Here is a 14,034-nt window from a genome sequence, read left to right as displayed (position 1 = left end):
GAAAAAGCGTTTTCTCCCCATCGAGAGGCGAAAGAACGGGAGGACGATGAGATGAGGGCGATGACGAGCACGTTGAATCCAGCACAGCGGATGGACACCACCGCGGCCGTAGCGGTGGCGCTGACGGTGATTGGCTGGGCCTCGGCCTTTCCGGCGATCCGGGCTGGCCTCGCCGCGTTCGGGCCGCTCGAACTCGGCGCCCTGCGCTTTGCCATCGCCGCGGTACCTGCGGCGATCTTCCTTGCTGTCAGGCGGCCGACGCTGCCGCGCATAGGCGAGTTGTGGCGCCTGGCCTTTGGCGGCGCCGTTTTCGTCGCGCTCTACACTGCCATGCTCAATTTCGGCGAACTGACGGTTTCGGCCGGTGCTGCCGGATTCATCATCAATGTCAGCCCGATCTTCACCGCCATCATGGCGATGGCGCTGCTCGGCGAACGATTCTCGACGATGGCCTGGGTCGGCACCGCCATTTCCTTCAGCGGCATCGGCATTATCGCCATGGCCGACGGACAGGGCCTGCATTTCGACACGGGTGCGCTTCTGGTGCTGGGATCGGCGCTCTGTTCGGCCGTCAACACCATCGTCCAGAAGCCGCTGTTCGCCCGCCACCATCCACTGACCATCGCGGCCTCGAACATGGTGCTCGGCGCGCTCTGCCTGGCGCCCTTCCTGCCGGCAGCTTTTTCGCAGGCCGCGGTCGCCGATACGGCGGGACTGGGCGCGGTCATCTATCTCGGCGTCGTGCCGAGCCTGATCGCCTATGCCGCCTGGGCGACGGCGCTTTCGCGCCTGCCTGCGGCGCGTGCCTCGAACTTCCTTTATCTGGTCTCTCCCATGTCCGCCCTGATCGGCTTCTTCTGGCTGGGCGAAGTCCCGACGCTGCTCGGCCTGCTTGGCGGCGCGCTGGCGCTAGGGGGCGTCATCGTAGTGAATTTGAAGCGATAAATCAGAGAGTTGCGGCTGTTTTCCGACTCAAATCCACAAGTCGCGCTGCTTCAACCGGCAACCCCTGTGATACGGGCATAAGGCGCGCTATCCTGATTTGCGCTGATGGAGGGGATCGGGATGGGAAGAGCGTTCGTGGCCGCGTTTTTCTGCTTGCTGCTGCTGAGCCAAAAGGCCGTCGCCGGCTGGTATCACGTGGAGAACTACGAAGGGTCGATAGGACCCGATCCCGTTCATCTATCGCTTCAGACATATGACAGCTTCGGCAGCGGCATAACGGTCGAGGGGAGCTACTTCTACGACGCCAGGCAGAGTCCGATCGCGCTCTACGGCACGGTCAGCGGCACCAGGCTCTCGCTGTGCGCGATTTCGGACGACCAGGAATTTGAACGCATCATGGTGATGGGATCGAAGACACCAGTCGATACCACGAATTGCCCGTTTTCCCTCGACATCGGCGAAAGCGGTGCGAGAGGGACCTGGCGCAAAGGCGCGGACAAATTTCCGGTCACGCTGAAGAAGGTTGCAAGCCTGGACGACACGGGCGAGGCGAAACTCGACGGAACTGTCGAAATTCCCTTTTGGGCTGAGACCGCTGCCGACCGGTTTGCCGGACTTTACACAAACACCGGTTCAGGGATTTGCATGACGAAAATGCAGGTCATCAAGAAGACCAGCGGCAAGGTCGTCCAGCAAATCCCTTTCGATGACGATGGTTGCGATGCGGGCATGTTGATGACGCCTATATACATGAACGTCCAGAAATGGGTGGAGCGTCGCAAGGACATCATCTCCGTGAACTTTCGTGGCGGCGGCAACGGACACACGATGGATTACATTTTCAATCGTTCCGCCAGGAAATACCAGCAAAAGAAGTGACCGATGGCGCCCGGCCTTGCCGACATAGGGCCAAACTTCACCGCCGCCCGAACAGCCTTTCGATGTCCGCCAGCTTGAGTTCGATATAGGTCGGGCGGCCGTGGTTGCAGGTGCCGGAGCCGGGCGTGGCCTCCATCTGGCGCAGCAGCGCGTTCATCTCCTCGGCCTTGAGCAGGCGGCCGGAACGCACTGAACCATGGCAGGCCATGGTCGCCGCGATTTTGTCCAGCCTTTCCTTCAGCGTGTCGACGGTGTCGTTGTCGGCGATCTCGTCGGCGAGGTCGCGCACCAATTGCTGGACGTTGGTCTCGCCCAGCATCGACGGTGTCTCGCGCACGGCCACGGCGCCCGGCCCGAAACGCTCGATGCCGAGCCCGAAGCGGGCGAGCGTTTCGGAATGCGTGGCGAGCCGTTCGGCATCCTCTTCAGGCAGGTCGACGATCTCCGGCAGAAGCAGCATCTGCGACGGCACGGCGCGCGCGTGCAGCGCGTTCTTCAACGCCTCGTAGACCAGCCGCTCATGCGCGGCATGCTGGTCGACGATGACAAGTGAGTCCCTGGTCTGGGCGACGATGTAGTTCTCATGCACCTGCGCCCGTGCCGCACCGAGCACCGTGCCAAGCAGCGTCTCCGCCGCTTCGCCCTGTCCTGCCCGGGCGTCGGCGCTGGCGATCGGGCCGGCATCGAACGCCGCCTGCTCGTTTTCGCCGAACCCGCCGTTTCGTTCGAATCCTGAACCCTGGAACTCCATGTCGAGTGGCCGTTGCGGCGAGCGTGCGTGGTCGAAACCGGCAGAGCCCGAGGCGCGGTAGGCCGCTTCGTAGCTGCGGTGACCATTGGCCGGGCCGCCATGGGCGTATGACGCCGCTCCCGGCCGGAACGCCGCCATCATGCCGGCGGCACCGGAAGTGGCGGCGCGGATGCCGGCTTCGGCAAGCGCCTGACGGATGGCGCCGACTATCAGCCCGCGCACCAGGCCGGGGTCGCGGAAGCGGACATCGGCCTTGGCTGGGTGGACATTGACGTCGACGATCGCCGGGTCGAGTGTCAGGAAAAGCACCGTGACCGCATGGCGGTCGCGTGGCAGGACGTCGGCGAAGGCGCCTCTGATAGCGCCGGCGATCAGCTTGTCGCGCACTGGCCGGCCATTGACATAGGCATATTGCTGCAGCGCGTTTGCGCGGGTGAAGGACGGGATCGATACATGGCCGGTCAGATGCACGCCTTCGCGCATCGCATCGATGGCAATGGAATTGTCGGGAAACTCGGCCCCCATCACCTGGGCGATGCGGCGCAGGCGTCCGTCCGCGCTGTCATCGGTCGCCGGCAATTCAAGCGTCGAGCGGTCGGAACCGCTGAGCGTGAAGCGAACGGTCGGAAAGGCGATCGCGATGCGCTTGACCACGTCGCTGGTCGCCGAGCTTTCGGCGCGCTCGCCTTTCATGAATTTCAGCCTTGCCGGGGTGGCGAAGAAAAGGTCGCGCACCTCCACGGTGGTGCCGCGATTGGCCGCCGCCGGCCTAACGGGCGAGATCCTGCCGCCCTCGATGCCGATCTCGGCGGCGCTGTCGCTTGCCGCCGTGCGCGAGCGGATCGACAAGCGCGATACCGAGCCGATCGATGGCAGCGCCTCGCCGCGAAAGCCGAGCGAGCGGATGTCGTGGATGTCTTCGGCAAGCTTGGAGGTGCAATGGCGTGCGATCGCCAGCGAAAGCTCCTGTTCGGGGATGCCGAAGCCGTCGTCGGTGACACGGATCAGGTTCAACCCGCCGCCTGATGTGACGACCTCGACCTTTCCCGCACCGGCATCAAGCGCGTTCTCGACCAGTTCCTTCACCACGCTTGCCGGACGCTCGATGACTTCGCCGGCGGCGATCTGGTTGATCATCGTTTCGGAAAGCTGGCGTATGGGCATGGTGACAGTATAGGCGGATTCGTGCCGAGCGGGCGAGGGTGAAATACGGTGAAAACAGTGAACGACCTCACGCTTGCGCTGCCAGCCAATCCCGTACCTTGCGGGCATTCTCGCTAAGCTCCCGGTTCCTCGGCCAGATGACATAGAACGCCTTGCCGGTCTTGAGCACATGGTCCGTCACCGGCACCAGCAGTCCCGTCGCGAGCATCCGCTCGGCAAGGTGGCGCCAGCCGAGCGCGATGCCTTGCCCTTCCATGACGCCCTGGATTACCAGCCCGTAATCGTTGATGCGCAGGCCGCGCGCGGTATCGCCGAGACGGGCGCCGGCCGATTCGAACCACTCATTCCAGCTCGCCGCCTCCCGATAGGGCTCCTCAAGATGGATGAGACGGTGCGTGGCCAGTTCCGCGACCGATTTGGGCAGGCCGAACTTCGCCGCGTAGCTGGTGCCGGCGACGGGAAAGATCTCTTCGTCGGCAAGCGGCAGCGAATGATAGTCCTGCCAGTCCCTCGGTTCGCCGCCGCGCACGGCAAGCGGGATTCCCTCTGCGATGATGTCGAGGTCGCGGTCGGCGGTCTGGATGCGCAGATCAATGCCCGGCAGTTCGTCGCGGAACTGCTGCAGCCGCGGCATCATCCAGAAGGAGCCGAACGCAGTCGAGGCGGCAAGCGTCACGTGGCCTCCGGTCGCCTGCAGGCGCAGATCCTCCGCCGACTTTCGGATGTGGGACAGGCCCAGCGAAACGTCGGCGTGGAAACGCTCGCCGGCCTCCGTCAGGCTGACCTGCCGGTGACGGCGCTGGAACAGCTTGGCGCCGAGCTGTTCCTCCAGCCCGCGCACCGCGTAGGAAACGGCGGCCTGGGTCATGCCGAGCTCTCGCCCGGCGGCGGTGAAGCTCGACAGGCGGCCCGCCGCCTCGAAGACGATCAGGCTGCCGGCCGAGGGAAGGAGGTGGCGCAGGTTTCGCATAAGCAGAGCTTATACAAGAGATCAGGATTTTCCAGCGTCACATTCCTGTTTTGTGCGTCTAGGCTGCGAGGTATAAGAGGAATGGAGTTGCCATGAACGCACCGGCCGCTGTGACCGAACACGCCAATCGTCGAGCCGGCGGCCGCCTGGGGCGCAAGGCGCTGCGGGGAGCTCCGGTAACGTCGTTTCCGACACTGGTCCGCCAAATCCCCGTCTATCAGATGGTGCCGGACGAGGCAGTGGAACTCATACACCAGGAATCGCTCGCCATCCTGGAGGACGTGGGATGCGAGTTCCGCGACGATGAGGCCATCGAGATGTGGAAGGCCGCCGGCGCGGACGTCTCCGAGACAAGAGTGCGGATCGACCGGGCCTTGCTGATGGAGCTCGTCTCGAAGGTGCCGTCGGAGTTCACGCTCAACGCGCGCAACCCTGAGCGTACGGTGCGCGTGGGCGGAAAGAATTCCATCTTCGTGCCGATGTATGGCGCGCCTTATGTGCGTGACCTCGACAATGTCAGGCGCTACGGCACGCTCGCCGACCTCAACAATTTCCACAAGCTCGCCTACATGGCGCCAGCCCTGCATTCCTCGAGCTCGATCATCTGCGAGCCGATGGAAATAGCGGTGCCCAAGCGTCACCTCCACATCATCCATTCGGCGCTGAAGCATTCCGACAAGCCGTTCATGGGCATCGTGACGTCGAAGGATCGGGCGGAAGACACGATGGCGATGGCGGGCATCGTGTTCGGTGAGGATTACGTGCGCGACAACCCTGTGCTGGTGTCGATCACCAACTGCAATTCACCGCTGGTATGGGATGCCACCATGCTGGATGCGATGAAGGTCTATGCCCGTCACAATCAGCCGCTGATCCTGGCGCCCTTCGCGCTCTGCGGCGCCTCGACCTCGGCCTCGGCCGTGGGCGCGGTGGCGCAGGTCAATGCCGAGGCGCTTGCCGGTGTAGCGTTCACCCAGCTCCTGCGTCCCGGCTCGCCTCAAATCTACGGCCAGTTTATGGTCACGGTCGACATGAAGACCGGCGCTCCGATGGGCGGCACGCCGGAGGCCGCGCAGATGATGTATCTGATGGGCGCGCTGGCGCGGAAATACGGGCTGCCGTGGCGCACGTCCGGCTTCCATGTCGGCTCGAAGCTGAACGATGCCCAGGCCGGCTACGAGGCGAACATGCTCATGCATGCCGCCATCCTTGCCGGAGCCAACTACATCTGGCACTCGGCCGGATGGCTCGAGGCGGGTCTCACCTGCGGCTATTCGAAGTTCGCGACCGATTGCGAACAGCTCGTCGGCTGGTACAAATATGCCGGCGGGCTGCCGTTCGACGATTTCAAGGAAGCGATGGCCGCCATCCGCGAGGTGGGGCCGCAGGGCCATTTCCTCGGCACCCAGCACACGCTCGAGCATTTCGAGCGGGCCTTCTTCATGCCCAGCATCATGGATTTCAATTCCTATGAACAGTGGAAGGCCGAAGGGGCGAAGGACCACGACACGCGCGGCCGGGAGAAAGCGCGCAACATGCTGGCCGATTATGAGGAGCCGAAGCTCGATGTGGGCATCGCCGACGGTCTCAGGGATTTTATCGCGCTGCGCGAGGAGAAATTGCCGGACAGCGTTAGCTGACGGGACGAAGATCTGACGGGAACCACAGGGAGGAAAAAATGACGCTTTTCAAAAGCAATGGTGATCGTGTTCCAAGCGCCATAGAGGAGATGGCCAACGAGGCGCGTGCGGGTAGGTTCGATCGGCGCGAATTCCTGGCGTTGGCAAGCGCCTTCGGGGCATCGACGGCTCTGGCCTATGGCATGATCGGCCTTGCCGCGCCGACGGACGCCTTGGCCGAGGAGCCGAAGAAGGGCGGAACGCTGCGTGTCTCGATGTCGGTCAAGGCGCAGAAGGATCCGCGCACCTACGACTGGGTTGAGCTTGCCAACATCTCGCGCACCTGGCTGGAGCCGCTTGTGCGCTATACCAGGCAGTTCACCTTCGAGCCGGTGCTGCTCGAAAGCTGGGACATCAACGACGACGCCACCGAATATACGCTGCACGTGCGCAAGGACATCACCTGGAACAATGGCGATGTCTTCAACGCCGATGATGTGGTGCACAATCTGACGCGCTGGTGCGAGAAGGGCGTCGCCGGCAACTCCATGGCCGCGCGTGTCGGCGCGCTGATCGACGCCAAGACCGGCAAGGCGAGGGACGGCGCGATCACCAAGGTCGACGACAACACGGTCAAGCTGAAGCTCTCCGAGCCCGACATTTCGCTGATCCCGAACTTCACCGACTATCCGGCGCTCGTCGTCCACCGCAATTTCGATGCCGATGGCGCCGATCCGATCAAGAAGCCGATCGGCACCGGACCCTTCGAGCTGGTCTCTTACGATGTTGGCCAGAAGGCTGTCGTCAAGCGCCGCGAGAACGGCAAATGGTGGGGCGGCGAAGCTCCGCTCGACGGCGTCGAATTCATCGACTACGGCACCGACTTCAACGCCACGGTGAATGCCTTCGATTCCGGCGAAATCGACCTCAATTTCGAGTCGCCCGCCGATTTTATCGACATCCTCGACAAGATGGGGCTGGAGAAATCGGAGGTGGCGACCGCGACCACCCTGGTTGCGCGCACCAACGTCACGCACAAACCCTACGACGACAAGCGTGTTCGCAACGCGCTCCAGATGGCGGTCGACAACAACGCGGTGCTGCAGCTTGGCTACAGCGGTCGCGGCACGGTCGGCGAAAACCACCATGTCAGCCCCATCCATCCGGAGTATTACCCGCTGCCCAAGAAGGAGCGTGATGCCGCTGGCGCCAAGAAGCTGATGGCGGAGGCGGGTCAGGCCGACTTCGAGCATGAGCTGATCACCATCGAGGACGATTGGCAGAAGAACACCGGCGATGCCATCGCGGGCCAGTTGCGCGAGGCCGGAATCAAGGTGAAACGGACGGTGCTGCCGGGCTCGACGTTCTGGAACGACTGGACGAAATATCCCTATTCGATGACGATCTGGTACATGCGCCCGCTCGGCGTCCAGGTGCTGGCGCTCGGCTATCGCACCGGCGAGGCCTGGAATGAATCGGCGTATTCGAATCCCGATTTCGACGCCAAGCTCAAGCAGGCGCTATCGCTGATCGACGTCGCCAAGCGCAAGGAGGTGATGAAGGATGTCGAGCAGATCCTGCAGGATTCCGGCGTCATCATCCAGCCGTTCTGGCAGAAGCTCTACAGTCATACGAGCAAGAAGGTGAAGAACTACGGCGTCCACCAGACTTTTGAAATGGACCTCCAGAATGTCTGGCTGGACGCCTAGCTGCAATGGTTGGCGAATGCCGGCACCCTTTCAGGTGCCGGCTGTCCGGCAAATCGATTATGGCTGCGGGCGCTGGCGCTCGGGTGCTGCCGCTAGGGCTTTTGAGGAGCGGTACATGTCTGGGCAGGTCTTCAACCGGTTGTTCACGCCGATTGCTCTGCGCGGCAAGACCTTACGCAACAGGATCGTGTTCGGAGCCCATACCGCGAACATGGCAGTAGAGGGACTGCCGACAGAACGGCATGTCGGCTATTATGCCGAACGCGCTATCGGCGGCGCGGGCATGATCGTCGTCGAGCCGATGCCGGTGCACCGGGCCGCGGTTCTTACCCGCGGCAACTTCCGTCCTTCCGACGACAGCGTGATCCCCCATTTCCGCAAAGTGACGGAAGCGATCCGCGGCAATGGCGCCGTCGCCATCCAGCAGCTCTATCATGTCGGTCAGCACGCGGACGCGGACAACTCGTTCCATGCCGGCTGGTCCCCTTCCGGACTGCCGAGTTATCACGACTCTGACGGTTCGCATCGAATGTCCGAAGCCGAGATCGAGGAAACGATCGACGGTTTCGTACAGGCGGCGCGCCGTTGCCGCGAGGCCGGTTTCGATGGCGTCGAGGTCTGGGCGGCGTATCATTCGATGCTGGACCAGTTCTGGACGCCCTGGTCGAATCGCCGCGACGACCGGTGGGGCGGCAGCCTTCAAAATCGCACCCGGATGAGCCGTGAGGTGATGAGCAGAATTCGCCGGGAATGCGGCGATGATTTCATCATCGGCCTTGCGGTCAACGACGAACCGGAAGTCGAAGTGGCGCTGAAGCGCGAAGCATTGGCCGAGATAATCGACCTCCACGACCGCCATTCTTTGATGGATTATGTGACTTGTGGAACGGGCTCCTACTTCGATTTCTCCAAAATCATCCCGACCTTTGTTTATCCGGAAAAGCTCGGCGCCGACCTGGCGTCCGTGCTCAAATCCACCGTGCGCCACGCGTTGGTCACCGCCGAGAGTCACATCCGTACCCCGCAGAATGCCGAAAGTGTGCTGAGCGAAGGCCACGCTGATCTGGTTTCCATCGTGCGGGGGCAGATCGCCGATCCGCACCTGGCCGCAAAGGCCGCCGCCGGACGGCCGGAAGACATTCGCGGGTGCCTGTCCTGCAACCAGATGTGTTGGGGCCGACGCAGCCGCGACTACTGGATCAGCTGCGTCATCAATCCCTCGGCGGGGCGGGAATGGGAATGGGGCGGAGATCGCTTCGCCCCGGCTAGCCAACCCAAGCGCGTACTGGTCGTCGGCGGCGGTCCCGCCGGCCTCGAAGCGGCGCGTGTAGCAGCCGAACGCGGTCACCGTGTCACGCTGGCCGAGGCTTCCGACCGTCTTGGGGGGCAGTTCCGCCTTGCGGGGCTGCAACCGCGCCGCGCCCAGATTCTGGATCTGATCGACTGGTACCAGCGCCAGCTCAGCCAGCTTCAGGTCGACGTCCAGTACGGACAATATGTCGAGGCGGAGGATGTCGAGCGCGAAGGCGCGGACCACGTCATCATCGCAACCGGCTCGATGCCGTCAGACGGCGCTTTCCAACGGGCATTGCCGCAGTGGGAAAGCATCCCGGGCGGCGGGCTGGTTCTCTCGGCCGAAGCCGTGATGGCCCGTGAGGCGAGACCAGGCAAAAATGTTATCTTGCTCGACGATGGCGGCAATTGGAAAGGGTGCGGCACCGCCTGGAAACTCGCCGAGGACGGTCACAATGTGACGCTTGTGACACCCGACGCCCTGGTTGGCAAAGAGCTTCAGCGAATGGCAGTCGACGCGCCGCTGCGCCGCGCACTCGCCAGGCTGCGGGTGCGGTTTTTGACCGAGAGCGCCATCGTTCATTGGGACGGGAAGGCCGCCAGGGTCGCTTCCCTGCTCGACGGAACCGAGCAGGACGTCGAAGCCGATGCGCTGGTCTTCGCCACGACGAATATGGCAGCCGACATGCTTTCCGTCGAACTCGACAGGCGCAAAATTGCCCACACGTCGATTGGTGATTGTACCGCCTCAAGGCAGGCGGCTTTTGCCATCCATGATGGCCGCAAGGTGGCGCTTGGTCTCTGATCGCAGTCTTGGCACGCACGACTGTCGGATGACCTGCATCGGCCGCGACGCGGCCGCGGGCTTCATGAGCCGCAAAAAAGCCGATATGCAGGATGCGTGCTACTGGATTGCGCCAAGCCATCAAAAGCCGGAGATTCTGCATGAGACTGACAGTGCTCCTTGCCGCCCTTGCGACGGCCTTTCCCGCTGTCGCCCTGGCCGGTCCGGCGTCGGACGCCGTGAAGTTCTTCTATGTTCCGGATGTCAAGTTCGAGGCCGACGCAAAATACCGGGATCGCTTCACCGAGCCGGTGACGAGACTGTTCGACCTCAACGATCAGGCAACGAGGAAGAATCCGGACCAGGTCGCCTGCATCGATTTCGATCCGGGCCTCGATGCGCAGGATTTCGACCAGAAGACCGTCTCCAAGACCCTGAAAGTGTCCGAGATGGTGGATGGCGATACTGCCCAGGTGGTGGCGAGCTTCAGCCTCTTTCCCGAAGGAGACGATGCACAACGCGAAATGCATTGGTCGCTGAAGAAGATCGACGGCAAGTGGAGGATATCGGACATCGCATCGAAGACCAGCGATTGGACGCTGAGCCAGCTCGAATGCCTGGCGGGCCAAGATCCGGAGTGATCCGATGGCCCGCCGCCGGTTCCTGGCACTGTCGGCCGTGTGCATTATGGCGGCGGACTTGAGTGGCGGCGCCGCGCAGGGGCTGCTCGGCGCGCCGCCGGCAAACGCTCCGGCGGCCACCGCGCCCGACGACAACGGGTCGCCGCCAGCGCCTGCACCTCGCGCAGCCGCCGAGCCGGCAACACCACCGGCTGCCTCGCCGAGCGAACCTGCCGCCCCAATTCAGCCGGGCTCGCCGACAGCGGTGGTCCGGCCATTCTACGACCAGGTCGGCTTGGAGGTCGATCCGTCGCAGCGCCGCCATTTCGTCGATCCGGCGAAAACGGTGCTCGACAAGAGCGATGCGCTGCGCAAATCCGGGCAGGGCGAGTGCCTCGACCCCAACATGGCGCTCGACAATGCCGACTATGATAAGGCCGAGATCGACAAGAGCCTGAAGACGCTCGAGGCGATCAATGGCGACCAGGCCAAGGTCATCGTCGCCTTCGTCGTCGCCGGCAACCCGCACCGCCTTGAGTGGAAGTTCAAAAGGGTCGACGGCGAATGGAAGATATCGGACCTGCTATCGGTGACCGGTGAATGGGCGCTCAGCCAGTACCAATGCGAATAATGGTTCGAGCTAGCCTCGCCCGCGATAGGGCGCCACTCCGGTCTCGGGCAGCCAGGCGCCTTCCGGCGGCGCGCCCGTCTGCCAGAACACATCGATCGGAATGCCGCCGCGTGGATACCAATAGCCGCCGATGCGCAACCATAGCGGGCTCGTTGCCGCCACGATGCGGCGGCCGATCATGACGGTGCAATCCTCATGGAAAGCACCATGATTACGGAACGAGGTCATGAACAGCTTGAGCGACTTCGATTCCACCAGAGCCGCGTCGGGTGCGTAGTCGATGACGATATGGGCGAAATCAGGCTGGCCGGTGACCGGGCACAGCGAGGTGAATTCCGGGCAGGTGAAGCGCACGATGGCCGGCGGGCCGTCGCCGCGCGAAAACGGCACGGTTTCCAGGACCGCCGCTTCCGGGCTCTGTGGCGTCTCGACATGCGCGCCGAGCTGGGTGAGGGTTTTGGTATCGATCATGGACGGCTCCTTGCCTGCCTGTCGCCGGAAGCACGCTTCCATGGCGGTCGGCGCGAACGAAGATTGGAATAAACGCCGCAATCCACTCAGGGGCGGCGCATCTGGCCGCTCAATAACACAATTTGAAACCGCAGGAAGACGATGACCAGCAACGATCCGCTTCTCCAGCCCTATCAGCTCAAGCATCTGACGTTGAAGAACCGGGTGATGTCGACCAGCCACGAGCCTGCCTATTCGGAAGACGGCATGCCCAAGGCGCGGTACCGGCTCTACCACACGGAGAAGGCCAAGGGCGGCATGGCGCTGACAATGACCGCCGGCTCGGCCATCGTTTCACGCGACAGCCCGGCCGCCTTCGGCAATTTGCATCTCTATGATGACGGGATCGTGCCATGGCTCGCGGAACTGACCGACGCCTGCCACGAGCATGAATGCAAGGTGATGATCCAGATCACCCATCTCGGCCGTCGAACCGGTTGGAACAAGGCCGACTGGCTGCCCGTCCTGTCGGCTTCGCCGGTGCGGGAGCCGGCGCATCGCGCCTTTCCCAAGACCATCGAGGATTGGGATATCGAACGCATCGTTTCCGACTATGCTTCCGCCGCCCAGCGCTGCCAGGCCGCCGGTCTCGACGGCATCGAATTCGAGGCTTACGGCCATCTGATGGACGGCTTCTGGTCTCCGTCCACCAACCATCGGGAGGACGAGTTCGGCGGCTCGCTCGACAACCGGCTGCGGTTCACCGACATGGTGCTCGACGCCGTGCGGGCGGCCGTCGGCGAAAAATTCGTCGTCGGCATACGCATGGTCGCCGACGAGGATTTTTCGCAAGGCCTGTCGAAAGAGGAGGGCGTCGAGATCGCCAGGCGGCTTGCCTCATCAGGCAAGGTCGATTTCCTCAACATCATCCGGGGCTCGATCGAGACCGACGCGGCACTGACCAAGGTCATTCCGGTGACCGGCATGCGCTCATCGCCGCATCTCGACTTCGCCGGCGAGGTGAGGGCGGCGACGAAATTCCCGACCTTCCACGCGGCGCGAATTTCCGACGTCGCAACTGCGCGCCACGCCATCGCCGCCGGCAAGCTCGACATGGTCGGCATGACCCGCGCCCACATCGCCGATCCGCACATCGTCCGCAAAGTGATGGAAGGGCGCGAGCACGAAATCCGCCCGTGTGTCGGAGCCACCTACTGCCTCGACCGCATCTACGAAGGCGGCGAGGCGCTCTGCGTCCACAATGCGGCGACCGGCCGCGAGGCGGACATTCCGCATATCATCACCAAGGCCGAGGGACCAAAGCGAAAAGTCGTCGTCATCGGCGCTGGTGCAGGCGGACTGGAAATAGCGCGCGTGGCCGCGGAGCGCGGCCATCAGGTGACGGTGCTGGAGGCATCGGGCCAGGCCGGCGGACAGGTCAGGCTGGCGACGCAGAACCCGCGCCGCAAGGAATTGATCGGCATCGTCGACTGGCGGTTGGCCGAACTCGACCGGCTCGGCGTCGAGATCCGCTACGACAGTTGGGCCGAGAAGGACGACGTTCTGGCGTTGTCGCCCGATGTCGTGGTGATCGCCACCGGCGGACTGCCGCAGAATCCGCCGCTGACGGCGGGCGACACTCTTGTCACATCGAGCTGGGACATCATGGCTGGCAGCGTCAAGCCGGCTGAAAACGTGCTGCTCTATGACGACAATGGAGGCCATCAGGGAATGGGCGCTGCGGAACTCGTCGCGGCTGCCGGTTCGAAGCTGGAACTGGTTTCGCCGGAGCGATTCTTCGCGCCGGAAATGGGCGGCATGAACCACGTACCCTACATGCGCGCCTTCCAGGAGAAGGGGGTCACCATCACTATCAACACAAGGCTGCGCTCGGTGCGCCGCGAGGGCAATCAACTGGTTGCCGAGCTTGCCTCCGATTTCGCCGACGGCTGGCGCGGCGAGCGGCGGGTCGACCAGGTGGTGGTCGAGCATGGCACGGCGCCGCTAGACGACCTTTATCTCTCGCTGAAGCCATTGGCGACGAACGGCGGCGCCATAGACTATGAGCGGCTGGTGAGTGGCGGCGACATTTTTCCCGAGCGCAATCCGCAAGGATCTTTCGTGCTGTTCCGCATCGGCGATGCCGTCGCCTCGCGCAACATCCACGCCGCCATCTATGACGGCATCCGGTTCGGGCTAAGGATTTGAAAGGCTGCTGT

At 63.3% G+C, this 14,034-nt stretch carries 11 protein-coding genes; 8 read left to right on the top strand and 3 right to left on the bottom strand.

The genetic code is table 11. The features are described from left to right. Nucleotides 1–51 precede the first annotated feature (51 nt). A complete protein-coding gene (locus FJ946_RS00860) occupies nucleotides 52–945 on the top strand; it encodes an EamA family transporter (RefSeq protein WP_140565139.1) in 894 nt (297 codons plus the stop codon). A gap of 135 nt (nucleotides 946–1,080) precedes the next feature. Further along, nucleotides 1,081–1,824, top strand: coding sequence for a hypothetical protein (locus FJ946_RS00855; protein WP_140565140.1), 744 nt, complete (start codon nucleotides 1,081–1,083; stop codon nucleotides 1,822–1,824). 37 nt (nucleotides 1,825–1,861) lie between these two features. Here FJ946_RS00855 and mutL read toward each other — a convergent pair whose 3' ends face one another. Then, the gene (mutL, locus tag FJ946_RS00850) at nucleotides 1,862–3,739 is read right to left on the bottom strand and encodes a DNA mismatch repair endonuclease MutL (protein WP_140557080.1); all 1,878 of its coding nucleotides are present in this window, start codon (nucleotides 3,737–3,739) and stop codon (nucleotides 1,862–1,864) included. A 67-nt stretch (nucleotides 3,740–3,806) separates the two neighbouring features. Further along, on the bottom strand, nucleotides 3,807–4,709 hold the full coding sequence (locus FJ946_RS00845) for a LysR substrate-binding domain-containing protein (RefSeq protein WP_140557078.1): 903 nt from the start codon (nucleotides 4,707–4,709) through the stop codon (nucleotides 3,807–3,809). A 92-nt stretch (nucleotides 4,710–4,801) separates the two neighbouring features. Here FJ946_RS00845 and FJ946_RS00840 point away from each other — a divergent pair, with 92 nt between their 5' ends. The 5 genes from FJ946_RS00840 to FJ946_RS00820 all read left to right on the top strand — a co-directional run bounded on the left by FJ946_RS00840 (nucleotide 4,802) and on the right by FJ946_RS00820 (nucleotide 11,365). Beyond that, the gene (locus tag FJ946_RS00840; RefSeq protein WP_140515574.1) at nucleotides 4,802–6,349 is read left to right on the top strand and encodes a trimethylamine methyltransferase family protein; all 1,548 of its coding nucleotides are present in this window, start codon (nucleotides 4,802–4,804) and stop codon (nucleotides 6,347–6,349) included. 38 nt (nucleotides 6,350–6,387) lie between these two features. Continuing rightward, nucleotides 6,388–8,037: an ABC transporter substrate-binding protein gene (locus tag FJ946_RS00835; RefSeq protein ID WP_140565142.1), complete on the top strand. Its 1,650-nt coding sequence runs from the start codon at nucleotides 6,388–6,390 to the stop codon at nucleotides 8,035–8,037. Nucleotides 8,038–8,152: 115 nt separating this feature from the next. After that, nucleotides 8,153–10,135: an FAD-dependent oxidoreductase gene (locus FJ946_RS00830; RefSeq protein WP_140565144.1), complete on the top strand. Its 1,983-nt coding sequence runs from the start codon at nucleotides 8,153–8,155 to the stop codon at nucleotides 10,133–10,135. A gap of 140 nt (nucleotides 10,136–10,275) precedes the next feature. Continuing rightward, nucleotides 10,276–10,755, top strand: a complete 480-nt coding sequence (locus FJ946_RS00825; protein ID WP_140565146.1) for a DUF3828 domain-containing protein — start codon at nucleotides 10,276–10,278, stop codon at nucleotides 10,753–10,755. A gap of 4 nt (nucleotides 10,756–10,759) precedes the next feature. Further along, nucleotides 10,760–11,365, top strand: coding sequence for a hypothetical protein (locus FJ946_RS00820; protein WP_140560535.1), 606 nt, complete (start codon nucleotides 10,760–10,762; stop codon nucleotides 11,363–11,365). A 9-nt stretch (nucleotides 11,366–11,374) separates the two neighbouring features. On the opposite strand, the gene queF is transcribed toward FJ946_RS00820, so the two are convergent. Beyond that, on the bottom strand, nucleotides 11,375–11,836 hold the full coding sequence (gene queF / locus FJ946_RS00815) for a preQ(1) synthase (RefSeq protein WP_140515582.1): 462 nt from the start codon (nucleotides 11,834–11,836) through the stop codon (nucleotides 11,375–11,377). 141 nt (nucleotides 11,837–11,977) lie between these two features. Between queF and FJ946_RS00810 the strand changes: the two genes are divergently transcribed. Beyond that, the gene (locus FJ946_RS00810) at nucleotides 11,978–14,023 is read left to right on the top strand and encodes an NADH:flavin oxidoreductase (protein WP_140560536.1); all 2,046 of its coding nucleotides are present in this window, start codon (nucleotides 11,978–11,980) and stop codon (nucleotides 14,021–14,023) included. The last annotated feature ends 11 nt before the right edge of the window (nucleotides 14,024–14,034 follow it).

Origin of the sequence: Mesorhizobium sp. B2-4-7, assembly GCF_006442685.1 — a bacterium.
Classification (GTDB): Bacteria; Pseudomonadota; Alphaproteobacteria; order Rhizobiales; family Rhizobiaceae; genus Mesorhizobium.
The sequence above is the reverse complement of the archived record's forward strand: the minus strand, read 5'-3'. Positions and strand labels throughout refer to the sequence as shown.